This window comes from Rossellomorea sp. GQ25 (assembly GCF_059758515.1).
The window spans coordinates 302,336-329,095 of the sequence record NZ_JCAXEQ010000003.1 but is presented as its reverse complement, the minus strand read 5'-3'; the positions used below and the strand labels follow the sequence as shown (position 1 = coordinate 329,095).

The 26,760-nt window shown below is 41.4% G+C and carries 24 protein-coding genes, 1 pseudogene and 1 riboswitch; of the genes and pseudogenes, 7 read left to right on the top strand and 18 right to left on the bottom strand.

Annotated elements, in window-relative coordinates; all coding sequences use genetic code 11:
- Positions 1–2 precede the first annotated feature (2 nt).
- From AC6CIB_RS12415 to AC6CIB_RS12400, 4 genes are all read right to left on the bottom strand, one after another.
- On the bottom strand, positions 3–1,796 hold the full coding sequence (locus AC6CIB_RS12415) for an IucA/IucC family protein (RefSeq protein ID WP_498281069.1): 1,794 nt from the start codon (positions 1,794–1,796) through the stop codon (positions 3–5).
- Positions 1,793–3,322, bottom strand: coding sequence for a pyridoxal phosphate-dependent decarboxylase family protein (locus AC6CIB_RS12410; protein WP_498281067.1), 1,530 nt, complete (start codon positions 3,320–3,322; stop codon positions 1,793–1,795). Before AC6CIB_RS12410 ends, AC6CIB_RS12415 begins: the two co-directional genes overlap by 4 nt.
- 4 nt (positions 3,323–3,326) lie before the next feature.
- Complete coding sequence (locus tag AC6CIB_RS12405) at positions 3,327–4,676, bottom strand: aspartate aminotransferase family protein (RefSeq protein WP_498281065.1); 1,350 nt, start codon at positions 4,674–4,676, stop codon at positions 3,327–3,329.
- 393 nt (positions 4,677–5,069) lie between these two features.
- Positions 5,070–6,014, bottom strand: a complete 945-nt coding sequence (locus AC6CIB_RS12400) for an arginine deiminase family protein (RefSeq protein ID WP_498281063.1) — start codon at positions 6,012–6,014, stop codon at positions 5,070–5,072.
- A 127-nt stretch (positions 6,015–6,141) separates the two neighbouring features.
- Between AC6CIB_RS12400 and AC6CIB_RS12395 the strand changes: the two genes are divergently transcribed.
- On the top strand, positions 6,142–7,461 hold the full coding sequence (locus AC6CIB_RS12395) for an amino acid permease (protein ID WP_498281061.1): 1,320 nt from the start codon (positions 6,142–6,144) through the stop codon (positions 7,459–7,461).
- Here the strand turns inward: AC6CIB_RS12395 and AC6CIB_RS12390 are convergent.
- Both AC6CIB_RS12390 and AC6CIB_RS12385 read right to left on the bottom strand, forming a co-directional pair.
- Positions 7,458–8,213 (bottom strand): YqcI/YcgG family protein, encoded by a 756-nt coding sequence (locus tag AC6CIB_RS12390; protein ID WP_498281408.1) that lies wholly within the window; start codon positions 8,211–8,213, stop codon positions 7,458–7,460. The two genes, AC6CIB_RS12395 and AC6CIB_RS12390, sit on opposite strands and share 4 nt — an antisense overlap.
- A 55-nt stretch (positions 8,214–8,268) precedes the next feature.
- Positions 8,269–8,898, bottom strand: a complete 630-nt coding sequence (locus tag AC6CIB_RS12385) for a LysE family transporter (RefSeq protein ID WP_498281059.1) — start codon at positions 8,896–8,898, stop codon at positions 8,269–8,271.
- A 132-nt stretch (positions 8,899–9,030) separates the two neighbouring features.
- Here AC6CIB_RS12385 and AC6CIB_RS12380 point away from each other — a divergent pair, with 132 nt between their 5' ends.
- Together AC6CIB_RS12380 and AC6CIB_RS12375 are read left to right on the top strand one after the other, a co-directional pair.
- Complete coding sequence (locus tag AC6CIB_RS12380; protein ID WP_498281057.1) at positions 9,031–9,669, top strand: spore coat protein; 639 nt, start codon at positions 9,031–9,033, stop codon at positions 9,667–9,669.
- Positions 9,670–9,796: 127 nt separating this feature from the next.
- Positions 9,797–10,291, top strand: a complete 495-nt coding sequence (locus AC6CIB_RS12375) for a L,D-transpeptidase family protein (protein WP_498281406.1) — start codon at positions 9,797–9,799, stop codon at positions 10,289–10,291.
- 84 nt (positions 10,292–10,375) lie between these two features.
- On the opposite strand, the gene AC6CIB_RS12370 is transcribed toward AC6CIB_RS12375, so the two are convergent.
- Together AC6CIB_RS12370 and AC6CIB_RS12365 are read right to left on the bottom strand one after the other, a co-directional pair.
- Positions 10,376–11,572 (bottom strand): aspartate kinase, encoded by a 1,197-nt coding sequence (locus AC6CIB_RS12370; RefSeq protein WP_498281056.1) that lies wholly within the window; start codon positions 11,570–11,572, stop codon positions 10,376–10,378.
- A gap of 280 nt (positions 11,573–11,852) precedes the next feature.
- Entirely contained in the window at positions 11,853–13,100 is a 1,248-nt protein-coding gene (locus AC6CIB_RS12365) for a homoserine dehydrogenase (protein WP_498281054.1), read from the bottom strand.
- Positions 13,101–13,250: 150 nt separating this feature from the next.
- Positions 13,251–13,361, bottom strand: a riboswitch (SAM riboswitch).
- 260 nt (positions 13,362–13,621) lie between these two features.
- Here AC6CIB_RS12365 and AC6CIB_RS12360 point away from each other — a divergent pair.
- A complete protein-coding gene (locus tag AC6CIB_RS12360; RefSeq protein ID WP_498281052.1) occupies positions 13,622–15,007 on the top strand; it encodes a DUF2254 domain-containing protein in 1,386 nt (461 codons plus the stop codon).
- Positions 15,008–15,052: 45 nt separating this feature from the next.
- Here the strand turns inward: AC6CIB_RS12360 and AC6CIB_RS12355 are convergent, their stop codons facing one another.
- The 4 genes from AC6CIB_RS12355 to AC6CIB_RS12340 all read right to left on the bottom strand — a co-directional run bounded on the left by AC6CIB_RS12355 (position 15,053) and on the right by AC6CIB_RS12340 (position 18,199).
- A complete protein-coding gene (locus tag AC6CIB_RS12355; protein WP_498281050.1) occupies positions 15,053–15,313 on the bottom strand; it encodes a hypothetical protein in 261 nt (86 codons plus the stop codon).
- 45 nt (positions 15,314–15,358) lie between these two features.
- A complete protein-coding gene (locus AC6CIB_RS12350) occupies positions 15,359–16,588 on the bottom strand; it encodes a helix-turn-helix domain-containing protein (RefSeq protein ID WP_498281048.1) in 1,230 nt (409 codons plus the stop codon).
- Positions 16,589–17,025: 437 nt separating this feature from the next.
- Entirely contained in the window at positions 17,026–17,526 is a 501-nt protein-coding gene (locus AC6CIB_RS12345; RefSeq protein WP_498281046.1) for a protease inhibitor I9 family protein, read from the bottom strand.
- Positions 17,527–17,638: 112 nt separating this feature from the next.
- Complete coding sequence (locus AC6CIB_RS12340) at positions 17,639–18,199, bottom strand: hypothetical protein (RefSeq protein WP_498281044.1); 561 nt, start codon at positions 18,197–18,199, stop codon at positions 17,639–17,641.
- A gap of 961 nt (positions 18,200–19,160) precedes the next feature.
- Here AC6CIB_RS12340 and AC6CIB_RS12335 point away from each other — a divergent pair.
- Positions 19,161–19,274, top strand: a pseudogene (locus tag AC6CIB_RS12335) (YdeI/OmpD-associated family protein); the annotation flags it as partial.
- A 496-nt stretch (positions 19,275–19,770) separates the two neighbouring features.
- Positions 19,771–20,496: a YwaF family protein gene (locus AC6CIB_RS12330; protein WP_498281042.1), complete on the top strand. Its 726-nt coding sequence runs from the start codon at positions 19,771–19,773 to the stop codon at positions 20,494–20,496.
- 163 nt (positions 20,497–20,659) lie between these two features.
- Here the strand turns inward: AC6CIB_RS12330 and AC6CIB_RS12325 are convergent, their stop codons facing one another.
- Both AC6CIB_RS12325 and aspA read right to left on the bottom strand, forming a co-directional pair.
- Positions 20,660–21,223 carry a dockerin type I repeat-containing protein gene (locus tag AC6CIB_RS12325; RefSeq protein ID WP_498281040.1) on the bottom strand — a complete coding sequence of 188 codons (564 nt, stop codon included), beginning with the start codon at positions 21,221–21,223 and terminating at the stop codon, positions 20,660–20,662.
- A 378-nt stretch (positions 21,224–21,601) separates the two neighbouring features.
- Positions 21,602–23,032, bottom strand: a complete 1,431-nt coding sequence (aspA, locus tag AC6CIB_RS12320; RefSeq protein ID WP_498281038.1) for an aspartate ammonia-lyase — start codon at positions 23,030–23,032, stop codon at positions 21,602–21,604.
- A gap of 335 nt (positions 23,033–23,367) precedes the next feature.
- Here aspA and AC6CIB_RS12315 point away from each other — a divergent pair, with 335 nt between their 5' ends.
- Positions 23,368–23,790 (top strand): VOC family protein, encoded by a 423-nt coding sequence (locus AC6CIB_RS12315; RefSeq protein ID WP_498281036.1) that lies wholly within the window; start codon positions 23,368–23,370, stop codon positions 23,788–23,790.
- Positions 23,791–23,861: 71 nt separating this feature from the next.
- On the opposite strand, the gene AC6CIB_RS12310 is transcribed toward AC6CIB_RS12315, so the two are convergent.
- The 4 genes from AC6CIB_RS12310 to qoxC form a co-directional block, all read right to left on the bottom strand.
- Entirely contained in the window at positions 23,862–24,839 is a 978-nt protein-coding gene (locus tag AC6CIB_RS12310) for an alpha/beta hydrolase (RefSeq protein ID WP_498281034.1), read from the bottom strand.
- Entirely contained in the window at positions 24,839–25,477 is a 639-nt protein-coding gene (locus AC6CIB_RS12305; RefSeq protein ID WP_498281032.1) for a GNAT family N-acetyltransferase, read from the bottom strand. The genes AC6CIB_RS12310 and AC6CIB_RS12305 overlap by 1 nt, the downstream gene beginning before the upstream one ends.
- Before the next feature lie 372 nt (positions 25,478–25,849).
- The gene (gene qoxD / locus AC6CIB_RS12300) at positions 25,850–26,149 is read right to left on the bottom strand and encodes a cytochrome aa3 quinol oxidase subunit IV (RefSeq protein WP_044338256.1); all 300 of its coding nucleotides are present in this window, start codon (positions 26,147–26,149) and stop codon (positions 25,850–25,852) included.
- A complete protein-coding gene (gene qoxC / locus AC6CIB_RS12295; RefSeq protein WP_148970166.1) occupies positions 26,149–26,760 on the bottom strand; it encodes a cytochrome aa3 quinol oxidase subunit III in 612 nt (203 codons plus the stop codon). Before qoxC ends, qoxD begins: the two co-directional genes overlap by 1 nt.

Here is a 26,760-nt window from a genome sequence, read left to right as displayed (position 1 = left end):
AGTCATAGGACATGATGAATTTCCACCTCTTTGGCAAGGGGATTTTTCACCATCGTATAGACCGATTGAGCTTCCATTGGACCGACCAGTTCATCCATGTCATAGAATCGGGTCAAGAGATTTGCTTTACACGGAAGGACCAGTTGATATAATAAACTGCTCAGTAGATTGGAATCTTCCCCCCACTGCTGTTCATGGTACTCCAGACGTTCCTTTACAAGATTCATAAGTCTTTCTTCTTCAATAAGACCACTTGCCCCGAAACCATTGATCAATCCGAATAAATGGTTAAAGAAGAAGTAATAGCGCAAACGCTCCTCTGCCACTTCATCAGCACAAATGGTGTCGCTTTCTTGATTTAAGTCAGGTAGCAGCTCTTTGAGTTTACCGACTTTCGATTCGCTATAATAGTATCCCTGATTATCTCTATAATAGAAGGTTTCAGGATAACCATTCCTTAGTTGGATCACCGAGTTCTGCTGATGGGCTTCCAGGGCGATACCGTACGTGTGGAATAACCAGATCATTGGATCCAGGGTCAGGGACAAGTATCGATCGAACCAATCCAGGCTCACTTCTTCCATACTTCTATTCTCTCTTTGGGATATCCCTTTAATGATGGAATGTATTCTGGCTTTTCCTCCATAAGCATGGTCCTGGCATAAAGCTGCGATCAAACTGGTTTGATGACTGTTTTCATAGAAAGGATTTTCCCTGATGACTAGCTCAAACCCTGAAACTTCCTCTTTCAGGTCCAAGTTTAAATAAGCAGGATCCTGGATGACCTTAAAGTGTGGGAACTCTCTGTTAAGGCTATTTCCCACTTCTGTTTCTAGTAATCTGGAAACCTCTACTCCTCTCACCAGCTCCTTCTTCTGGTTAATTCGAAGAGAGTTTGTGATTTTGACAGGAACAGAGAATTTATACATGTACCGGGATTCTCTGCTATAGACCGTTCTAAATGACGACGTAGCCGTGAAGTGCTTCCCTAACGGACCGATATATTCCATTCGTCCTTCATCCATCAGGTCTTGTACGTTCACCTTTTCCAATAATGTCTTCACTTGAAGAGGGTGTACAGGAAGCAAGACGCGTTCACCCTCTTTCAGCAGCTTCTGTAACCAATTCTGATCAACATCAGAATCATCTTTTAACTCTTCAAAAATGATGGAAGCTGCAGATTGTGCAGCACTCGAATCCTGAAGCACCAATGATTTTTCCGCACTAAAATAGTGAAGCTGAAATTCCCCCTTATACTCAGGAGAATACGAATGATCTTCTTGCTCCGTCAGTCCTTGTTTACTTTTCGGGGTTGGATGCAGCATATGTCCGAATAGGAGAGACTGCTCTGCATCAATATAGTCAAATTCTTCATCCGAGAGTGCCTCATTGTCTTTCACCCGACTTTCAACATAGCTTTTTATACTCCGACAGCTTAAGATCACTCTTAATAGCAGTTCATCCTCTGCGCCTCGGTGGCGCTTATCAAGTAGGAACTCTTTCACCACTAGTGTTGTGAGGGTAACGTAGTCGAGTGGTTTTAATTCGCTTTCTCCGACTCGATAATAGAGGGGAAAGCCGAATAGATGACGATCTGTAAGTGACCAGTATGTTACTGGTATAATCAATTCAATCTGCTGCAGAACCAAATGAGAGACGATGACTTTCTCAAACTGCCCAAGTGACGGATCATTTTCGTAGCGGCTCTCTTCAGTGTAGTTCCCCGTTTCCCTTAAATAGCAATTTAGAAAGCTTTGCATCGTTGCATGTTCAGCCATTTCCTTAGAGTTTCTCAATGTATAACCCCTCCATTTACTAATTCAGTGCCGATTTCTTCAATCTCGTGTAGAAGGGAATGAATATCTTCCGGCTTTGTTCTTGGATTTAATAACGTCAATTTCAAGAAGGTATGACCCTTTATTACTGTTTTCGCGATAACCCCTTTCCCCTTATAAAGCAGGGTTTGTTGGATGGTTCGGTTCAAATGATTGAGATCCAGATCCTTTCCTTCCATCCTTTTTGGCTGATAGCGAAAGATGACTGTATTGATTTCCGGCTCAGGGTTTTGAATCACAATGTCTTGTATCTCTTCCATATAAGAAGTTGTGTATCTGGCGAGCTTTATCGTTTCATCAATCATGCCCCCAAAAAGGTCGGTCCCAACTGTCTTTAGTGACAGAAACATTTTTAACGCATCGAATCTTCTCGTCGTTTGAACTGACTTATTCACCAGGTTTAAAATGCCCTCTTCATCGTCCTTGACGGGATTCAAGTAATCAGCATGGTAAGATAGATAACGGAAATTGATCTCATCCTTAACGAGAAACGCTCCACAACTGATCGGCTGGTAAAATAATTTATGGAAATCCACTGTAATGGAGTCGGCGTTCTCCAACCCTTTCAGTTTGTCAGCATGAGAATGACTCAGCATCAGCCCACCGCCGTATGCGGCATCGATATGGAACCATAGCCCCTGCCCACGGGCGATTTCTGCCAGTTGCTCCATTGGGTCGATACTTCCAAAATCGGTGGTCCCACACGTAGCAACAAGGGCAAAGGGAAATAGGTTCTCCTTCTCAAGCTTCTGTAGTGTTTCATTCACTTCCCGGACGCTCATTCGATGATTTTCATCGGTCTCAACCGTCACAACCGTATTTTCTCCTAACCCCAGTTGGGATGCCGCTTTCTTCACAGTGAAATGGGCTTCTTCTGAACAAAGAATTCTTAATCGGTTAAAGCCTTCGGGTAAACCATCCCGTTGTACGTTATGTTTCCATTTTGAATGACAGAATGCATCACGTGCTAACAGGAGTCCCATATAATTGGATTGTGTTCCACCACTTGTAAAGACTCCGCCGGATGTCGACGGAAGATTTATTTTTTCTGTCAACCACTTGACCATTTCCGCTTCCACATAGGTGGCAGCCGTACTCTGATCCCAGGAGTCCATTGATTGATTTAGCGCTGCGATGATCAATTCCGCCGCCACCCCTGGAAGAAGGGGCGGGCAATGTAAATGGGCCATACTCTTTGGATGGGAAATATGAAGACTGTTTTTTAAAATCGGTTCATCGATTTCATCAAGGACGTCTTCAAAGGATTTCCCTTCAGGAGTAAACGTCATGATCGGTTTGATTTCTTCTTTTATTGCACCGGGCATTTTCCCGATAAAAGGATTCCCGGTACCTTCATATAGATTTTGCAGTTTCCTGCTTACTCCCTCTATCAGTTCATTAAATGCACGGATTCCTTCTTCCCCTTGATGTAGAAAGAAAGAGTCCATATTCTGGTTGGTTTCTCTTTCGATTGTTTTCATTTTCATGATTTCACTCCGTAAGAGAGGCGATTAAAGCTTCTCTGAATATCGACACTACTTCATCGACTTGTTCTCTTGTGATGATCAATGGCGGAAGGAAACGGACAACTGCCCCATGTCTTCCCCCTACCTCAAGTATTAATCCCCGTTTGAAGCATTCACGTTGGATTCCGCTTGCGACGTCAGGATTAGCCGGCTGACTTCCGCTCGCTGAATGGGGTTTAGTGGGATCAATGATCTCCACTCCTACCATCAGTCCTCTGCCTCTTACATCACCTATCTCAGGAAATTCTTGTTGAAGCTCTTGCAGGGATTCAAGAAGCCTTCTTCCCATTTCCCCGGCATGGGCAACCAAGTGATTCTCCTTAATGAACTTCAATGTTGCAGTCCCTGCTGCCATGGCCATTTGATTTCCTCTGAAAGTGCCGATATGTGCTCCCGGTTCCCAAGCATCCAGGTCACGGTCGTATATCACAACGGATAGTGGCAGACTCCCTCCGATTGCTTTTGAAAGAACAAACACATCCGGTACGATTCCTGCATGTTCAAAAGAAAACAGTTCTCCAGTACGTCCGATTCCCGTCTGTACTTCATCGATGATGAGTGGGATACCTCGTTCTTTCGTGATTCTTCTCATTTCCTTTATCCATTCGATTGGTGCTGGAATGGAACCCCCTTCTCCTTGAACTGTTTCAAAAATCATGGCAGCCGGTGGTAATATTCCACTCTCGGGATCATCAAGGAGATTCTCGATGTATTGACTGCTGATGCGATGACTTTCCTCTCCTCCTATCCCAAATGGGCATCGGTATGTATATGGGTAAGGTAAAAAGTGAGTATCTGGCATCAATCCTTGAACGTTCTTTTTGGGACTAAGGTTGCCACTGATTGACATCGTCCCGTGTGTGGCACCATGGTATCCCCCTTGAAATGTGAGGATGCTTTGTCTACCTGTTGCCGTCTTCACTAATTTCAACGCAGCCTCAATCGCATCGCCGCCTGTCGGTCCACAAAATTGTATCTTCGCACGATCACGAAATCCTTCCGGCAAAGAGGAGAATAATTCATTCACAAACTCCTCTTTCACAGGCGTCGTAATATCTAACGTATGTAATGGTCGTTTATCACGGATCACTTGCTCCATGGCATCAATGACCGCTGGGTGATTGTGTCCTAACGCTAATGTTCCTGCTCCCGCTAAGCAATCCAAGTATTTATTCCCTTCCATGTCCGTTACATAGATTCCCTCCGCTTCACTGATTGCCAGTGGAATTCTTCTCGGATAGGATCTCGCATTCGACTCGCGTCTCTCTTGTTGGTCTAGTAATTCTCTATTTGAAATGGCATTTTGTATCATCATCAAATCTTCCTTTCGTGATTGATTGGCTTTTGCTTCCAACGTCATCTTAATTGATAATGATTATCAATGTCAATAGTAGTTGATAACTATTCTCAATTAATTTCATCTTCTACTAGTCATTTCGTATGAGAAAGGTACTTTTCTATCAAGGGTCTCGAATTCCTGTCATACATAGATTTTAAGTAAAAGGATTAACAGATTTATGTATTTACAATTTTACGTAAAGCGAAATACAGGTCTATTATCCCGGTCCCATAACAGGGATAATAGTAGTGTAAATTTATTTCAAATGAGAACGTTTTTCATCCAATACTTTAATGAGAATGCTCAATTTCAATAAAAAAACCGGAGAAAAAATCTCCAGTCTACTTGTTCCAGTCAGCTCTTAATAATTTATTTCCTTTCTAAAGGTAGCGTCATACACCTTATCCCGCCTCCACCTTTCTCAAGTTCATTCACATCGACTTCTATCCATTTCTTCCCTTTTAATTTCGGATGACCTTTCAATATCTTCTTATTGGCTTTGGTGCTGATTAACAGGGTCTCCGGATCCAAGTTTAGAAAGTTGATATCCGCGACCGTATGTTTTACATCATCCGTCCATAAAACGTCGAAGCCCTGACGTCGGATGAATTCCTCCATCATCACGTACCGGCCACCCTTTTCTGTGATGATTTGTACTGGGAAGAGCCTCATATAGCTTTTGGCTATGAGAAGGTCGGATCCAGCAACATTGCAGTTCATATCCAAATGCATGGTTTCCCCGGTTCGCGGCAAATCGATGATTCCGATCTCCGAGAAGCCGGCCCGGAAGATCTCCTGTTGGACTTCTTCAATACTTTCAATACTTGTCCGCATTCCTGTATTAATAAAGACAGCATCTTTATTCAGAACGAATACATCCCCATTTTCCAATGCCTTCAATCGGTTATTGTCCGTGCTCGAAAACGTCTTTTCGTCAAACCATGTTTGAAACAGCTCATGACTATGTACGTATTCAGGCGCCCTCATTGTCATCCCTGTATCACCTGGGATGACAGTATTTCCATATACACATGCCAGGTCCCTTACAAATACCCTATTGATGAGCTGATGATTAAGTTCAGCATTTTCTCCCTTTAAATACCGGGAGTAATCAATGACCATTATTCCTGCATCTTCCATTGCCTTCCTCATACCTTCATGATTTTCTTTCGCTATTTCCTGGTTAACAGGTTTTTCCCAACCAACGTAATCCGCCGTTCTTTGATCAGGTATATCCAATGAAGAAGGCGAGCAAACCATCACCGTTTTTAATTCTCCATGTTCACTCCAGCAATTCGGATGAATCTTTACCATGAGCCAGCCTCCTTCGTATCAGTCTCCCTTACTTTTCTCCTTTCTGAGGGGAATCATTCTGTTCCCTTCACATAATTCACGAACCCAAACGTCAAACTATGAAGGGTAAAGGTCAGGTGAAAAACAGATGAGTAAATGTACGAATCAAACAAATCTTACATGGTGGCAGCTTTCTTTTATCGGGGTAGGCTGTATCATTGGAACAGGTTACTTTCTAGGATCAGCCATCCCTATTCAAAGGGCGGGTTCCTCTGTTTTGATTGCTTATTTAGTGGCCGGAATAGGAACATGGTTAGTGTTTCAAGCCCTTGCAAAGTTAACGGCCCATCATCCGGAAAAGGGGTCCTTCCGTACATATGCAAAACAGGCTTACGGATCATGGGCAGGATTCAGTAACGGATGGGTCTATTGGTCGGCAGAAATGCTCATTATGGGGAGTCAACTAACTGCTCTTGCTCTCTTTTCTCAATTCTGGTTTCCTGCCATTCCTCTGTGGATGTTTACTGCCGGATTTGCAGGTATTGGATTATTGATCATTTTGATGGGCGTGCAGAAAGTGGAACAGATGGAGAATCTGTTTGGAATCATGAAAGTAGGAGCCATCGTGATGTTTGTCATCATCGCTACTGCCGCCATGTTCGGGTGGTTAGGGACAGACGTTTCAGGTCAACACCATCAATCTCCATTAAAAGAGATACTACCACACGATGGAAAGGGGTTATGGCTCGCACTTCTTTTTGCCTTTTATGGATTCGGGGGAATTGAAGTGATGGGTTTGATGGCTCAGGAGCTTAAAGACCCGAAGGATGCGGCAAAGTCAGGGAATATCATGCTTTTCATCTTGACAATCCTTTACCTAATATCCTTTTATCTCGTATTAAAGCTCGTACCGGCAGGCAGGATCAATCCGAATGAAAGTCCATTTCTAACGGCTCTTAAACAATATGAACTTCCCTGGGTCCCCCATGTATTCAACGCCATTTTGATTATTGCGGGGTTCTCCACCATGGTCGCTTCCTTATATGCAGTCACGACGATGTTGGTGGCATTGGCAGAAGAAGGGGATGCTCCCAAAATTTTTGCCAAAAAGGGTAAAATGAATGTTCCCCTCCCTGCTTTCGGACTCACCACCCTTGTTGTCGCTGCTTCGATTGCGATCGCCATGCTCCTGCCGGACAAACTATTTGAGTATATCACTACTGCAGCGGGACTTATGCTTCTTTACACATGGATCTTTATACTTGCTTCCTTTTACAAGCTGATGAGCAACGGTTGTTGGGACCGTTTCCAAGCAACCTTTGCACTCTTCCTCATTTTATTGGCGATCAGCGGCACCCTTCTTGATCATGTAAGTCGCATAGGATTTTTTGTAAGTATAGGCTTCATCGTGCTGATTGCGATTGCGACAATTATAAAAGAAAAAAGAGTTAAAGCCCGAACTCTTTAACTCTTGATTTTCTTTTGCATATTTAAAAATGGACAATTCGATAGAGACGAATCATCATCACTCAGATAATACTGTTTCCACTCATAGTTGTCTTCCTGCCCATACCATTTAAGGCTGGGATGGGGTCCTGCCTCATCATACTCAATGAGCCGCTTCCGTATCACTTTCTTTAATTTCTGGCCAAATGCAGTGGAAGAGTTGATTTCATCGAACACCCATCGGGGCTGGAAGGCTACAAGAAAGTAAGGAAAATGACGGCTTTTCCGCATGGTATGGGCAGGTGTTGCACAGAAGGCAAAGTAAGGCTCCCCGTCAAAACAAAATTCCCATGTATGATGATGTGGATCCTTCGCGATATCTTCCGGCCATGGTGAATCATCCAATTCATGAATCCGATTCAATAAAGTCCAGAATATATCCTGATAAGAATCAATCGATTGATTATCAGCCACTATCTCTTCTGAATTAAAAAAGACAACAAGAGATGCATACTTCCCTGTATCCCTTGAGATTTCACCATATTGTTTGAGTAAGCAGGCAAGCTTTTCAGAAGCTGCTGGATTTCTTGGATCTTCTGCAAAACCGAAGCGTAATGTATCTGTCTGAAAGCCTTGTTTTCCAGGTATACATGGGTAAAGGTGTTCTTCATCGCACATGACAGCTGAGAAATGCCCGTAGGCTGCTTTCTGCCATGTGGAAAGTTCCACCCCTTGTTGATCGATCAAACTTTTAGACCATAACATATAGCCGATCCCTCCTAAATAATACACATTTATCCTATTAGGAGGGAACTTAGCGGGTGTCTGTCTAGCCGAATAATAAACGACAGGCCTGGACACCGAAGTAGATCCCAAACCCCATCAAAATGAGACCGGAAATAATGGATATGAGCCGCAAAATCCCAGGACTGACCAGTTTCCTTGCCCCTGTCGCTACACCGGCCATCGTGAGATCCCACAGGGTGATTCCAAGAAAGATCCCCATGCTATTCAGGAAGAGCTGTCCTGCTTCAAAGGAGCCGGAAGTCTGAGCTAATATAGAACCATAGATACCAAGCCAAAATAGAATGCTAAATGGATTGGAAATGGCCATAAAGAATCCTGTGCGAAAAGCTTTTCCTTTCGTTTCATGCGGATTTTGATGAGAGGGCTTTGTAATGGATGCCGATTTCTGGATGCTTTCAATCCCTGTATACGTCAATACAAAGAACCCAAAGACCCACAAGAACAATTTAATGACCGGTGTATCGATAAATTGAGAGACTCCGAAATAAATGAGAAGCATAAAGATCCCGTCCGCTGCCATTCCCCCTACCCCCACAAGCCAGGCATGAAAAAAGCCGAAGCGGATCCCCTTGTCCAATTGAGCGGCATTTATCGGTCCCATAGGTGCAGAAAGCGATAACCCCAAAATGATATAGCTTATGAATATACTCATCTTCGACCACCTTCAAATGACTTCTTCCTATTGTATTCGGACAGGATGCCAAGTATTAAATAAAGAAATACATAATTGTGCTTAATAAGGATATTCTAATCATCGATGCTATTTTCAAGGAGGGAAAAACAGATGCAAAACCAAGGACAACCATCGAATATGACACCATCAGGAACACAGATGCCACCGAATATGATGAACACTCAAAGTAAAAACCATGGGGGCCATGAGCTCTTTGATGCTCATGAGATCATAGCAGGGATCATCAGCATGCTCGATCAGTATCAAATGTATGATCAGCACATTCAGGATCCTGAACTTAAGGGTATACTTAATCGTCAGTCAACCTTCGTCACGACTATGTATAATACGATTGTCGGCAGCTTTTCGACAGGGCATGACCCTATCGTTCCAACCCAGCAATACAAAATGACTCAAACCAATACCACCACATACGGTATCAAGCCCGGAGCACCTAAAAAACCGAATCAATCGGTCAGCGACCTTTCCGATAAAGGCTTGTCTGCTTATATGCTGGGACAAACTAAGTCATTGGCCATGCTTCTTGCCATGACGGCCCTTGAGATGACAAACCCTGTATTACGGCGTGTTGTAGCTGACAGCGTCCCGAATTTCATTGAAATGAGCTATGAGATTTTCCTCTATCAAAATAAGCACGGCTATTATCAGGTTCCTCAATTAAACGACCAGGATATGACCCTTATGCTCCAAAGCTATACAACCGTTCCACAACAAAACATGCCTCAATAACGTTGGATGTATGCCTGTCTCCTCTTTCATTTTAAGAGGCGCAGGCTTTTTCACTTACTCATCTTCTTGAACGACTTTCTCTCACGCACATAGGATAGAGGGAGAGTGAAATTGGGAGGTGTTTGAGCTGATTCACACAGTCAAGGTGGGAGAAACACTCAGTCAAATATCAAGGGATTACAGGACCCCGTTACCTGCCATACTTAATGCCAATCCCGGTATAGATCCGAATGTGATCTATCCAGGTCAAACGATTACGATACCAGGGATTCCGGATACAACCAATAATCCTTACCGCATTCAGGTTTCTGTTAACAACCGGTGGCTGCGTTTGTTCAAGGATGGGGTTCAAATCAAGCAGTATCCCATTGCAGTGGGGAGAGTACTCTTTGAGACTCCCATTGGGGAATTTATCATCATTAACAAAGCACCAAATCCCGGCGGACCTTTTGGAACGATGTGGATGAGTTTATCGAAAGAAAGTTATGGGATTCATGGAACCAATGACCCAAACTCGATTGGAAATGCCGTTTCCAGGGGATGTATACGAATGTATAACAAAGACGTCGAGGAGTTAGCGGGACTCGTTCCAATCGGTACGCCTGTTTTGATCAGCCCATAGGTAAAAAAAGTGTATAGGAGTGCCTATACACTTTTTTTCATTTGAAACGTGATGAGAGACAGAATGTATCACCTCCCTATCCGTTTACAAAACAGCTCTCCTTGATTCTACATAATCCAAACCAAAGTGCATATGAAGGACTCTAGCCGCTTTTTCTACATCACATCTATCAACCAGCGCACTTAATCCTACCGAGGATTCCCATATGAACGCCTTCGCAATATGGTAGTCATGAAAAACGTTGGTAACCTTCTCTTTTACCTCATGTGTTGAGTTGATGCGTCCAATCACGGAAACCTTAGATAGATCTTCTCTCTCTTCTATATAAGAGTAGGCCTGATTATATTGTCCAACGATTCTCTTTACTTCATGAAAATCCTGATCTTTTACGATGAGGACAAGGTTTTCCTTATATTTAATGATATCTGTCTCAATATGATGAGAATCGAGATCATAAAGAATCAGTGACTCTCCACCCTGACAGTCACAGATTGTCAGAACAGAGATGTCTTTCTGGTAGGCTACCCCGACAATAGGGGCATTTCTCTGTGTTCTTTCACTAATGACGGTCCCCCGCCCCTCATTCAAACTGGAACAAACAACAAGAGGCACATGGTGTTCCTTCGCATGTTTAATCGCTCTCGGATGCAGGACACCAGCCCCCATGGTGGCTAAACTCAACATCTCATCATAGGAGAGGGTGTCAATCTTTGCTGCCCGGGGAACGATTCGTGGATCCGACGTATACACCCCATCTACATCCGTATAAATATCACACCTATCCGCTTTTAAAGCGGCAGCAAGAGCAGCTGCGGTCGTATCCGAACCGCCCCTGCCTAATGTAGTCACTTCTCCTTTATCCGTGATCCCTTGAAAACCGGCTACCACGACGATTCGTCCTTTTGATAACTCCGATTTTATCCGCTCGATATCGATCGAGGTAATCTTGGCATTCCCAAATACTCCATCGGTTTGGATTCCCGCCTGTCTGCCTGTCAGAGATACGGCTTCTAGTCCCTTATGCTGCAGGGCCATTGTCAAAAGGGAGATCGTCACCTGCTCACCGGTACTTAAGAGCATATCCATTTCTCTCTTACTTGGCTTTGCAGAGAGTTCCCCTGCCAATCTTACGAGTGTATCCGTCGTTTTATTCATTGCTGATACCACTACGACAACATCATGGCCTTTTTCTCTTTCCTTCATGACATGAAAGACCATACGCTTGATTCGATCTGTAGAACCAACAGAGGTTCCACCAAACTTTTGAACGATCATACTCAATGATACCCCTACTTTCTATCAGATCTTTTTGTTAAGGCTGTTTTTCGTAAACATTGTTGGCTTAGCCAGTAGTGGTTGATTTCCGCTCCAGGCGCTCGCTTTCCGCGGGGCGGGCGGTGAGCCTCCTCGTCGCTCTGCTCCTGTGGGGTCTTACCTGTCCCGCTATTCCCGCAGGAGTCGAGCACCTTCCGCTCCAATCAACATCATGGTAAACATTTTCTAATACAAATTCTCTTCCAATAACGATCTATCATATAGGATCCTTTGTTAAATACTCTTTTTAGGAAACTGCAGCTCCAGTCTTCACTTCATTTTCCAACGGAATTTCATCCAGAATAGACACAGCTTGAATATGATCATGCGTCCGAAGAAGCGATTCCAGTGCCTCTTTCCTTCCTTCAACAAATACGTACAAGTAATCGCCCAGCTGAATACGATCCTTTAAAGTGAACGATGGGATCCAGTTTTGATAATCATCATCTTCACGGATTCTCAGAACCCATTGGTGACTGCTCTCAACAAGAACCTCCCCGGTACTCGCTATGCTTTCGGCAGAGGTGGTATACTTCCTCTCTATCAACGAAAGAAAATCCTCTACCATGGCGCTGCCTGTAGGCAATTTTCCTGCTCCTGGACCAAGCAGGGTAATCCTTCCTACAAGACTACCCTTTAGAGATATTGCATTTTCCACATCCTCCACACCGTAAAAAGGATGGGTGTCATGAACTAGGATGGGCTCTACTTCACCTTTGATATGGTCGACTGAATCCCGCTGGAGAGAACCTACGTGCTTAAACCGTAATCGAAAGGATTCCGCTGCCCGGAGCCACTCTGCAGTCAGGTGGGAGATCCCCTTACGTCGAATATTCTTCCAATCGGGCTGTCTGCCAAAGGCTGTTTGACTTAAAATTAGCAATTTATAGAACGCATCATGGCCTTCGATGTCATTTGTCGGATCGGCTTCAGCGTATCCCTTCTCCTGAGAAATCTTTAAGGCTGTATCAAAGGCAAGACCTCTTTTTCTCATTTGAGATAAGATGAAGTTGGACGTCCCATTCAAAATCCCTTGAATTTGTCTGATTTCATTCACCTTCAGAAGCTGCCTGATACTGCCGATCACCGGGATTCCTCCGGCTGTCGTCGCTTCAAATCCGACCGATACCCCGTTCCTTTTCGCTTTTTCCAATAGCTCAGGACCATATTTGGCAAACATCGCTTTATTGGCCGTGACGATATGAACTCCCTTCTCAATGGCTTCGGTTAAATACGTATAGCTCGGCTCCTCCCCCACGATCGCTTCAAAGATCACGTGTAGGTCCGGGATATCCAGGATGTCTTGGAAATCCGTTGTGACGTTGATGGATGGTTCAATGTTCCGCTCTTTTGTGGGATCTTTAATAAGGATCGCCCTTACTTTCACCTCATTACCTAGTACTTCCTTCAATCTGTCCTGATGAGTATCGATTGCTTCACAGACTCCTTGCCCTACCGTTCCGAACCCCAGAAGTGCCACATTAATCGTTGACATCGTTCATCCTCCTTTTATCGACTTTTCACTTATTACGTAAGAATGATTCATCCTAGTTGAAGATCCACTTGAGAGATATGAGCGGAAAAGAAAGAGGTATACAGAAAAGCCCTCTTCTTTTAAGAAGAGGGCTAAATGATCATGCTCCTCCCCTTATCTTCCAGATCCGTATGGAATCTGTAGGAATTGGCACCTTTACAGTCTGATCCTGTAGGTTGCCGGGCTTCATCGGGCCTATCCCTCCGCCGCTCTTGATAAGAGATATAATGTTTCGTTTTGGTATCACTTGCTATTTGAGTATGAATTGGATTATAAAGGGGATTCATTCCCTCGTCAATACTATTTTTAGTATTTTTAAAAAATTCTTTCTAATGTTACAGATAGCATCTTTCCCTATCGGTTTACTTTAGTTTGAACCCTGTCTAGGAGTTTATCAATCTAATTTGCAAAGAGACGTTTTAACATGTTCTGGCGGGGAAAACTATTCCATATCCCTTTATTTGAAAGGAACCGGATCAATTATGCTAAAAAAAATGCTTCCCTTATCCATCAGAAAATATATGGTGATGTCCAAACGGCAGAGAATGCGTGAGATTCGGCTGAACATATGGTATATGCCTTTCTTTTATATTTGTTTTTCCATACTGCTTGTAGTACTCACCCTCTATTTAGATCTGTATGCTGACATCTCTCAGTATACATTCGATTTCTTAAGTATGGATGCATCTGTTACACGCATGCTTGTCAGTACACTCATCGGGGCAATCCTGACGCTCAGTGCTTTCACCTTGAATTCACTGCTTGTTGTACTCACGATGTTCAGTGGTCAGTTTTCACCCAGGATGCTCCTGGATTTCATTTCGGACAAACAAACACAGCATGCCCTTGGAATTTTTAATGGTAGTTTTGTATATGTACTGTTCCTCTTTCTTTTTATCGGAAATTCAAAGGAAGAACTGTTTGTTGCTGCCCCGACCATGACGATTGGACTTGCATTCCTTACTGCTCTCACTTTTATCTTCTTCATTAACCATGCCTCTACTTGGATGCAGGTACACAATATTACGTACAATATGAAGCAGGTTTCTGAAGTGATGATCAATCAAACGCTGAAACATGACTTAGAAACCCATCGAACTAGAAATACCGGCGATATGATGGAGCATCATAAGAAGAATATCATTCATGTGAAGTCAAGAGAGTCGGGATATATACAGTTGATCGATTTTCATGGAATGATTGAAGCGGCAAAAAATGATCAGCTTGTCATCCAGCTCCACTATAAAGTCGGGGATTATGTTTTGACCGGGAATGAATTGGTGAGCATATGGGGACCGAAAACTGAGGATATTTCTACTGATCACTATCTCGACTTTATCGAAATGGGCCATAAGGAGACGGAAATTCAAGACCTGCAGATGGGGATTCATAAGCTTGCAGAGGTTGCGATCAAATCCCTTGGGAATGATGATCCTAAAACAGCCTCCAATACGATTGATCAAATGGCCGATCTGATGGTAACAGTTGAAGATCACCTATCCTTCACCCCGTATTTGATCGACCAAGAAGGAAGAATTCGAATCATCCTCCAGACAGAAGCATTTGATTATTATCTCTATCGTGGATTTGGCTATATCAGGCATTATGCAAAAGACAATCATCTTATCATTACTGATATCGTTCGGGCACTCGCTCTTATTGCAGAGTCCATTGACCCCTCTAAGCATAAAACCATTTGGGAATTTGCCTGTAATACCATTGATCATATTGAAAAAGAAGTGATTTACGAATTAGACAAAACCTTTCTTATGCAGGAGGTTCACAAACTGGCACGGCTGACCCGGGAGCTTGACGAATATAAAAAAATCGAAAGGAAATTCTATCCTTTGGCTAATGAAAATGTATAAAAAAAGCTTCATTCCTTTCAGAAGGAATGAAGCTTTTTTTATACACTAAATCCACGTTTCAACTATGCTAGAATCTTCGCCCTGGGCTTTTGGAACCAACGAGAATCGGTTGGGAATTTCCATTCTAACCGCTTCTAATGTAGGTCTCATCAAGATATAATGAGTCGGTTGATTCACGTCGAATAGTCTTGCTACAAACATCCCTTGATAATCTTTGGGACTTGCATATATACAGATAATTGGCATTTTATAATCCCTAAGGGTGATTTCATCAAACGATGAGATTAAACGATCCGGGTTTTCCATCAAATCTCTCCTAACTGGGTAATTTCTAATCTTATAATTGTTAGCTTAGAACGCAACGCATTCTTTTTCTTTTGCCTCTTTCCCATCCATTTGATTATGAGTGTACAGCTTTTGGATATAATAGTTGCACTGAGAATATTGCCCTTCTTCCTTCAATAAAGGAATGATGACATTCTCCATATATTGATAATAGGCTTGTTCCCCTTCATGTACTCTGATCTCAAGCATGGCAAAAAGAGTTTCCATGTAGGAATGTTTCATATCTCTAACGCAGGCCTGTCCTTCTTCTATTAAACTTGCAAATTTTTCATTATTTGCTGAACCATCTTCGTTCAATGAACTATCAATATAGCCAAAAAGACTGATGACATACTCTTCTGTAAGGGCCTCATGCTTTAATAAACCATTTGCTACTTGGAATGCATCTCTAGCCTTTCTATCATCCATTACGTCTCGATAAAGATTCCCTAAATTCAGGTAAAGAACGGCTTTTCTTCTATGGTCATGCAGATTATCGCAGTGCTGAATCAACTCACCATATTTCTCTACCATCGATACAAGACTCGACTCTTCATTTTTACCTTCTGCTATCAACTGAATCGTAGCAGCGTCTACACATCTTGTAAAATTAAAGGTCTCTTTAAAATAGTTGAGTGCCAGCTGACTATATCGGAGGGACTTGTCATGCTGCCCAAGATCATGATAGCCAACTGACATATGATAGTAGGATTCAGGATTGGAATAAATATCTCGATCTATTTTCTCCAAATACTTTATTGCTGTTTGTGGATTTCCTTTTGCAAGCTCATACATGCCTTTTATATGATAGTATAACTGAAAATCATAATCGAACATATGGAAGGACAGACGCTTATTGGAAAACTGACTTAAATAGAAGGCAGCTTCTTTTACCTCCCCTTTCAGAATAAAGTACCTTGCTTTCAGTAGCTTAAAGGTGCCATTAAGGGTTTCAATTTTGATTAATGGATTTTGTTCGATGGTCTCTTTCAATAATTCGATCTTTCCATTTACCTGCTTGATCATGACATCATGCCACAATTCTAAATCTAATCGTAATTTTTTATACGCCTTTAACTCTTTCTCAACGTTAATATTTAACCTTTGATTGAACAATTCGATTTTATCTTTCGTAATCTGTAAGTGTCCGCTTTCAATCTTACTGATATGTCCAGGGGTACAGATCCCATCGCCCACCTGCTTTTGGGTCATCCCCTTAAAGATTCTATAATACTTTATAAATGTCCCAATATGCATGATTTAACCTCCAGGGTGACGTAGTATAAGTTGGTTCATTTAATCCAATTAACAGTTCCAACGTTTTAGATTTTTATTTAATACAAGTTCTACTTCTATTATACTAGTAAGTGATCATGAAAAAATTGGGGTTTTAAGTGGTTTTTCATCCGTCTCCACCAAAACGATTTACCTAGTTCTTCTTTCTTACACCACTAATATTTTCACTTCACGAAGTACATTTCAATGAAATATTCACACTAAATCTTAGATATTTGAAAAATTTTCAATTATTTAGCATTATGAAGAAAACAGATATGATTCTTAATACCTAATCTATTTTCCCGATTTCTCTCACATCTTTATACTATTTTCCGAAAATGATTGTAACTTTGTAAAATTAGCAAAAAAAAGATAACCGCCACACCTTTTTGATACATGAAGGTGTGGCGGTTAAATTACATTTGATTTGATGGCTGGATAGGAGGATCCAGTTGGATCTCCTCATTTGGATAAATCCTGGAAATCACGGAGGATCCCATTAATCTCTTAATTTCGGTTGCAGGCAATTCCATTGACACGCCATTAAAGGCTGTCTTATACCTATGTTTGATACGATATTCCACTTCATTATCATCCAGAAAAGCATGAAGTTCTTGCTCGAAAGCCTGATGACTCTGTTCAACGTGTTCCTTGGCTTTGTCCAGCGTCATATCCACGCCTTGAGCTTCTGCTTCCAAAACGGCTATTTTTGCAGGTTTTATCTTAAATTCAATGATAATGGAAACCATTTTCTCACTTGAAAGGTTAATCGATGGATCAACCTTGACTGACGCATTCATTGTCTCTTTCACCGCCTCTTCCTCTTTTTGATAGGTATTCTCCCCTATGTTCGCCTGACATCCTCCCGTGAACAACATAAAGACCAAGAAAAGGATTCTCCAGTAGCACTTCTTCATTAACTTTTGATCTCCTTTATTTAAGAGTAAAAAAAGACAATCTATCAGGATTGTCTCCTATGGATTGTCTTTTCAAACATTATTCTCGAAGTTATTCTATTTTAGGGATACCTTAGTTTTTACTTCCATCATCCATTTGCTTGGCTGTTACATTCAAATTCGATGTATAAGTAACTCCTTGATATTCATTACCGGCTTTTTCGTCCAGTTTAATCGCGAAAGAAAGATCAATATATTGGTCTTCATTTAATTGCCAGAATTCATGCTTCTCGCCTTCTTTAGAACCATCCCCAAGTACCATCTTGGCTTTTCCATTCATGCCTTTTGCAGCAGGTTGAACGTCTTCTTCCTCTACAAATCCGACAACCATCTCAACTCCGGGAGCTATCGACTTAGAAACTGATCTTACTTCATTGGTTGTGCCATTGAATAATTGATCTAAATAAATTCTTGAATCTTCAAGAATGTCATCCGTCATTTCTTGACCTTCTGAAAGCTTATACGCAATATAACCTACTTTATATGCGTCTAAAGGAACATCTGCACTTAAAGACTGGTTATATGTGGCTTTTAGATAAGTATCCATATCACCTGTATTATCAATTGTTAACCATTCACCGTACTTTAATTGGGAAGGTGCAAACCCAGTAGCTTCGATGATCTTTGTTTCCATGTCTTGTGAGTTGTTGATTTCTAATGTACCGTTTGTAATCTCTCCTGTGGCATTTGTCTCGGATGTAAACCAAGAATATGAAAAGCAGTACTATTAGTTTATTGAAGAAAAAATCATTCCTAGTAAAAGGTAAACATCTTTTTTCGCAAAGATTGTTGTTTTTTAACATAAGATCTAATTGGGCTCTGTCTATTAGTTTGTGTTGGATGGTGAGGGGAACTGCCCCGCTTGCAGCTAGCGTTCGGCCAATCCTCACAGCTTCGCTTCCGGGGTCTCGACACGACCAAAATCCGCCGGAGTCTACGCATTTCCCCTCACCATCTTCAAGAGATTTTCGTGACAGATCTAAAAGGTGTCAAAAAAACTCTTTAAAAAATATTGTTTGTTAAAAGTTTTTGTTTTTATTTATTTCTTTTAAAGAAACAAGCTCAGAAAGTTGATTCTCGCTGCAGGTGCTCGACTCCTGCGGTAATAGTTGGACAGTACGAAAAGCGGAGGGGCTTTGCCCAGGGGCGACAAGCATAAGACGCGTCTGCCGGAAAGGCGCTCTTTGCCTTTTTGGCAGACTTGGCTTATGACCTCGAGCCCCTTAGCCCCGTAGCTGGACAGGTGAGACCCCGGAGGCTCACCGCCAGCCCCGCGGAAAGCGAGCATCCTGTAGCGGAAATCAACTACTACTTTCTTCCTTAAGATAGCAACAAACTTCGCGAAAAGAGCCATTGAAAAAAGTTTATTGGATCGATGAAAAACTCGGCGCATTTCTATACAATAAGCATCTGTATTCTATAATAAGAAATAGGTAAAAGGGTAAGAAGGGTCCTTGTAGTATCCGGCTGTTTTCGTAAACATTGTTGCTTTTCAGCCAGTAGAGCAGTGGTTGATTTCCACTTGTAAATCGTTGAATCGATCCACAAAATTAGAATTCCATTCGTTCATTCAAACTGAATTTATTTCAAAATTAACTTTCACTCCTGGCTATCAAAAAGACTGGGCGAGGCAAATCTTTTCGGCTAAACAGCAATCCACACGTGACAAAAGAACCCTGCAGATGATTGAAATCTTGTCTGAAGGATAAAAGACGCTGGATTTATATCGTAGAAAAAAGAAACAGGAAAAAAGAATCGAGTGAGTCGACTTTGTCATTCACTCGATTTTTCCTATCCTCTTCAAATCTTTTCTAAATAAAAAATGCCGATCACTAGGATGGCAAAATGAATCAATCAATTATTTAATGGACAAATTCACTGAATTCGAATCGGAAATGAAGATGGGATACTCCCCATTTCCAATCTTTCATGTCGCGGATTTATCTTTCATATCACCTTCATTACTACCCGCACTTGCTATTTCAGCATACACTCACTTTTTTTCTAATGCTTCGAAATATTCTTGTTTAGTTTTTTTATCTTTTTTTCCTTCTACTTTACCTTCAGGAAACTCCAAAAAGTTTAAATTTGCTTTTACCTTGATCTCAACTTCAATATTTTAGTTAAAAAAGCATAAGCCGTATAAAAACCTTCCAAAAAGCACACCATATGTTTGCTCTATACTTAAACTAGGGGTGGGAAATCATGGATTGGTTTGGCCACAGTCATCAATCTTTCCATTTTAGCTTGTTTTCTGTAAGTCACGTTGTTACGTTAGCCATCTTTATTTTTGTTGCAGTCATCATTTTTCTATACCGTAAAAATTTGAATGATAGTAAATGGAAAAGAATTGAAAAAGGAACAGCTTATTCCTTGATTTTAATGGAGATCATGAATCATGTATGGATGTATGTACATGGAGTATGGAAATTCGGCCGTTCCATGCCTTTGGAGTTGTGTAATATCGCTGTCATTTTATGTATCTGTTTACTATTGACCAGAAAAAAAATATTCTTTGAATTATTATTTTTTATTGCTGTTTTAGGTGCAACACAAGCAATCATTACTCCCGCCTTGACATATGATTTCCCTCACTTTCGATTTCTTCACTTTTTCTATGGGCATTTGCTTGCCGTATGGGTAACGTTGTATTTTACGTTGGCAAAAGGGTATCATCCAACATTCTGGTCGTTTACGAAACAAATTGTCTTTATTAACCTCCTAATGCCGATCATCTTGTTCGTGAATAAGCAGGCAGACGGAAATTATTGGTTTTTACGCCACAAACCAAAAAGCCCAAGTCTATTTGATGTACTGGGGCCGTATCCGTGGTATATCTTAACGCTTGAATGTGTCTTAATTGTAATTAGCGTAATTACATGGCTCATCCTACGAAAATGCGGAGCACGTTCTCAGCAGAGAAATGTCTGAAAAAGGATATCCGTAACTTAAGCCCCAGGAGAAGCCGTTCGCCTTGTATTGTGAAGATGTCGATATAGTTTAAAGGACCCTTTGCATAAAAAAAGAGTGTTTAAGGAATTTACCCCTAAACACTCCAACAGATCCGAATGATGATCATCACTTGTTTATAAACTTATTGAATTCCAAGCTCTTCCTGAATTCTCTCCAATGATTTGCCTTTGTAGTTCTCTTTTACCTTCGGGGCATTTGCTGCTGATGGATTTTGCAAGAGGTAATTCTTCTGCACAAATCCATCAGCAGCATCAACGCTGCCGTCGAAGTTAATATCAGCATCGCGGTCACTTGTCTCCCACTTCTCTTGAATGTAAACAGCATCCATCACATCGATGACATCATCTTTATTCACATCACCAGCTTCAAGTGTTTTGAACAAGATTTCTTTTTTACCATGAGCGCCAATATTAAAAGTTTTATGAAGTGTAAAATGTCCTAGAACATTCACTTCCATATTATATTGTTCATCTGAAAATGGTAAAACGATTTTAAATGATGGTCCATATCCTAAAGTTCCTTTATAAACTTTCCCATCCTCACCAGTCAATTTTGCTTCTGCACCGGCTTGTGCATAGCCCATGTTAAATAAAGGCTCAGTCAGGGAATCGTTCATGAATGCCTCTGCTCTAATGGCCCCCTTGCAATCGCTTTGTTTGGAGTCATATAGCATTAGGTGTACCATTAAACATTGCGCCTTATTTTGTTATCTTTCGATGGTAATAAATAATCCTCCCAATAGACATCCTGACCCTTCCCCCTTTGTACATACTCTTGTTATACATAGGTTCCCTTTATCTTTTAAAACTCCCTCTATAATACTTGCAACAATGGATTATAATTTCCCCTTTCGACCTCATTCAAATAAGTAACTCGCTGACAAAGTCATTAAAGATGAATGAACTAGCCAACACACTATTAATCTAGAATAATTCATTCACAAATGTAATTGGAAAATTGGTTAAGAGAATATCTATTACCAACAAATAAAAAGGCTTGCAGAGAAAAATGATTTTCCCTGCAAACCTGAACCTCTTTTTTATACAGACTAGTCATTGATACTTTATGCCCGGTCAAATAACACTCTTCCCGCAATCCCGGGATTCGTCATTTCATAAGGATTCAAGATCAAATCCAGCTCTTCCTCTGTCAGAACATCATATTCCAGGCAAAGCTCTCTTACGGACTTTCCTTTAAGAATGGCTTCCCTGGCAATACGAGATACAACTTCATATCCTAAGTGGGGATTGACCGCTGTAATGATGCCCACACTGTTTTCTACATATTCCTTCATCCGTGTTTCATTTGCTTCAATGCCGGCTAAACAATTGTCCGTAAAGCTTCTGAATGCATTGTTCATGATGCTGATGGATTGAAGGAGATTGAATACGAGTACAGGCTCCATCACGTTCAGTTCAAGCTGGCCGGCTTCCGATGCCAAGGAGATCGTGTGATCATTTCCTATTACCTGAAAGGCAACTTGATTGATCAGCTCCAGCATGACTGGATTCACTTTACCAGGCATGATGGAAGAACCAGGTTGTCTCGATGGCAGTGAAATTTCACCTAGTCCTGCCCGTGGTCCTGAAGCCATCATGCGCAGGTCGTTGGCAATCTTCGACATATTGATCATACATACCTTCAAGGCCGCAGAAACTTCTGTATAAGCGTCGGTATTTTGCGTGGCATCGACAAGGTGCTCAGCTCCTGTTAAAGGCAATCCGCTTATATCTGCCAGATGCTTCACTACATTCTCAATATAAACAGGATCAGCATTTAATCCAGTTCCTACTGCGGTCGCTCCCATATTCACTTCATATAGATGCTCCCTGGTTCGTGCGATCCGTTTAATATCGCGCTCCACTACCCTGCTATACGCCTCAAATTCCTGACCAAGACGAATCGGTACAGCATCCTGCAGGTGGGTACGGCCCATTTTAATGACAGGATCAAATTCCAGGGCTTTCTTTTTAAAGACATACAGCATATCTTCCATCGTGACAAGGAGCTTTTCCAATAATTTCAGAGTGGAAATATGGATGACCGTCGGGAATACATCATTGGTTGATTGAGACATATTCACATGACTGTTGGGGCTTACTTTTCCATATTCCCCTTTATGATGGGACATGAGCTCCAGGGCACGATTGGCAATAACTTCATTGGCATTCATGTTGATGGAAGTGCCTGCTCCTCCCTGTATGGGATCCACAATGAAAAATTCATGAAACTTCCCTTCCAGAATTTCATCAGAGGCTTGCACGATGGCTCGGCCGATCCCCTCATAAAGACGAGTGGTCTCCATATTGGCAAGGGCTGCCGCTTTCTTCACAGTAGCCAGTGCATCGATCATCTCTTTATGAATTTTATATCCCGTAATCGGAAAGTTTTCCACTGCCCGTAACGTTTGTATTCCATAGTACACATCTTCGGGTACTTCTTTTTCCCCTAGAAAGTCTTTTTCTATTCTAAATCCACTAGTGACATTTATCATTTTTCTACTCCCCATTTTCAATTTACAGTTTCTCTAATTGATGATTCTATCAATTCCTGACACAGTAGGCAATGATTAATGGCAAACCCCCAATAATTTCATTACTCTTCATATAAAAAAGCGCACTTCTTATGAAATACGCTTGAATGAAAGATATGATTTTATCAGAATGCTGCAACAACATTTTTATGCACGATAGGGATCCCCTCCTCAAAAGCGATATCTCGCTCTATTATTGCAATTATTTTTTGATTATTCATTTTTTTATAACTAGTAATCACAAGATGATGATACAATAAAAAATGTAGTGATTATAATCAATAGGAGTGATAGACATGTCAGTCAATGTTTACCTTAATTTTAATGGAAATTGTCGAGAAGCTGTAGAGTATTATGCAGAAGTATTCGGTACTGAGCCACCACAGATCATGACGTTTGCAGAGGCACCTCCCCACCCTGATTATCCCCTTCCTGAAGAAGCTAAAAACCTGGTGTTACATACAAGACTGACAATCGATGGCAGCAACGTCATGTTTTCCGACGTGTTTCCTGATATGCCATTTGTAGAAGGAAACAACATCACCCTGGCCCTGGTAAGCAAGGATACTGAAGAGTTGACAACCCGTTTCCACAAATTGAAAGAAGGCGGTAAGGTGGATATGGAGCTTCAGGAGACATTCTGGAGTAAGTTGTATGGTCAGGTTACCGATAAATTTGGTATTCAGTGGCAATTTAACTATGAGAATGAAGACGTGTAATTCGTTTTATTTTTAGTACAAACGATTAAGGTCATAGAAACTTTATTTCACAAAAGTTTCTATGACCTTTTTTAAAATTCGTTCACCTTAACAGTGTACAGCATGCCTTTAAGCTTTATAGTCATCTCATCCAGGGCATGTTTGGCTTCATCCACCGATCCTATCATGTTAATGAAACTATGGACCATATCTTCATAATGCAACAGTTCGACGCTTATACCAGCATTCTGCAGACGTTCACCGAAAGCAAACCCTTCTTCCCTCAGAGGATCAAATTCAGCTGTAACAAGTAGTGTATCAGGCATTTTTTCCATGGAGTGTACTTTTAGAGGTGAAACATATACCTCCGAGCCTTCAGAAGGATCATGCAAATAATGTCCCCAAAACCATTTAATTTTTTCATTTGTGAGATTATATGTATAATTTTCTCTGTAGGAAAGTGTGTCAAAGTTATAATCCAAAACGGGGGTAATGAGGACTTGAAGGAACAACTCGTATTCTTCAATATCCCTAAAATAAATGGCAGCAGCGGCCGCCAAGTTTCCTCCCGAGCTTTCACCACCAACGGCGATTCTTGTTATGTCCCCTTTCAATCTTTCTCCATTCCTAAATGTCCATTTAATGGATTCAATTACATCCAGAAGCGCTGAAGGATATTTATGTTCAGGGGCGAGGCGATAACCGATGGAAACGACAACGATGCCCGCATGCTTAGAAAAATACCTGCATATGTTATCTGCACTGTCCAAATCTCCAAATACCCAACCTCCCCCATGGGAATAAATGAGGACAGGGTAAGGACCTTCTCCACTTGGTGTATAGATTCGAACCGGGATGTTATGTCCCTCTGCTGAAGGGATGAAGGTATCTTCAACCACTAACCCATCGACGGAAATTGTTGTGAAAAATTCTCTGGCACTTTTATAGTATTCTCTGGATTGCTCTGGAGTCAGAATATCCAATGAGGGATGTTTAAGTTCCTTCATTTTCTCACTAATCGTATGTAATAGTTCGCTTACTTGAGGGTTAAGAGGCGTCTTCACTTTCATCAGACTAATTCATTCCTTTGCGAATTCATAGATTTCAGCCACTCTACCTGCATATCCTCATCTTTCATTTTCTCAATGACCGACTCTCTCTCTCCCACAATCAACGAAGCTTTTTTATTCTGTAGATTAATTTTACTTATTACTTCCCCTCCCAATTTCTTCAATATTGGTATCACAATTCGATTGCGAATATCAGGTTCTCCTATAATTCTTCTTGCCCCCTTATAGTGATCAAATAAAAAAATGATCATCGATCTAATAATTGAAAGTCCGTCTTCTCTATTTAAATATGCTCTGGGACCAATCAATAAGTGCATGCCTAAATCGCCAGCCTGATACTCATAATATTCCTTGATTGGATCTTTTTCAATGGAGTATGCAATCAAGTAACACACTGGTTCGCCGTTAAATGTTCCTATGTAAATATCTTTATGATCAGCTTCGATAGACTGCTTTAACCATTGTTCAAACTCTGACAGTGGCAGGTTCAACTTCCAAAATGGGGCAATATGAGGTTGGTGCATCCATTCATGAAGAGTGGACAAATCCCGCTCGAAATCCACCGGACGGAACAAAAAATTGTCTGCCTTGTCTCCTTTTATGATAAAGAATTCTGTTTCATTAACTGTTTTAATCATGGTTTATCCCCCTGTTCATTCACCTATAATGATAATGATTATCATTATCACATACATTGATATTATAAGAATTTAGGATTACACTTGTCAACCAACCTTTTGACCTATGTCTACTCTCTGACTAGATCACCAGACTTTGCGAAAGGCTCTCTTCTCAAAGATTGTTTTTTTAAACATATGGTCTGCCTGGGCTCTGTCAATCAGCGTGTGCTGGATGGTGAGGGGAACTGCTCCGCTTTCCGCGGAAAGCGAGCATCCTGTAGCGGAAATCAACTACTACTTTCTTCTGTAAAATAGCCACAATGTTTACGAAAAGAGCCAATAAAAAAGAGGCTGCTGAAATAATATTCAACAGCCTCTTTCTATCAATCTTTAATGCATATTGCTCAATACCCAAATCGATCCAATGACGATCACAAGGGCGATAAATGCAGCTGACATCATTTTTCCTACCTGCCATCTGCCTTCTCCTTCTGTTACGTGCATGAACATAAACAGTTGGATGGCAGCCTGGATAAAGGCAAGAACAAATACAAGAGCAACCATCACATTGTACGCCAGTCCTGCGTAAAGTCCGAACCAAACGGCCAAAAATGTTAATGCAATGGATAAGACAAAACCAATGATCTGCGTCCAAGGAATACGACTATGATTCGCTGTATTGTGTTCCATTATCCCACCATCCCTAGTAAGTAAACGCTTGTAAACACGAAGATCCATACAAAGTCCAGGAAGTGCCAATACAAGCTGGATACGAATAGTTTTTTAGCGGTATCTGGATTTAACCCTTGTCTTTTCACCTGGAACATCACCAGTATAATCCATAAAATACCTAATGATACGTGGAGACCATGCGTTCCGGTCAACAGATAGAAAGAAGACCAGTATGCATTGGTTCCCATGGCGGCTCCCTCATGAATCAGGTGAAGGAATTCCGTGATTTCCATGTAAAGGAATCCTGCGCCAAAGAGCAGGGTGATGATCAGCCAGACCATCATCCCCTTGACGTTTCTTCTTCTTAATTCATTTATTGATAACCCTGACGTGAAACTACTGATCAATAATAGTAACGTCATGATGATTGTATTCTTCAGATCAAACACTTCAGATGGAAGCGGACCTCCAACCGTGCCGCTTTCAAGGGCAAAGAATGTCGCGAAAATAGTGGCAAATAGAGCTACTTCCGCACCAAGGAAAACCCAGAATCCGAATATATTCAGTTTGCCGATCTCCGATTGATACTCTAATGGCGTGTTTGGATCTACATTCGTACTATGTGCCAT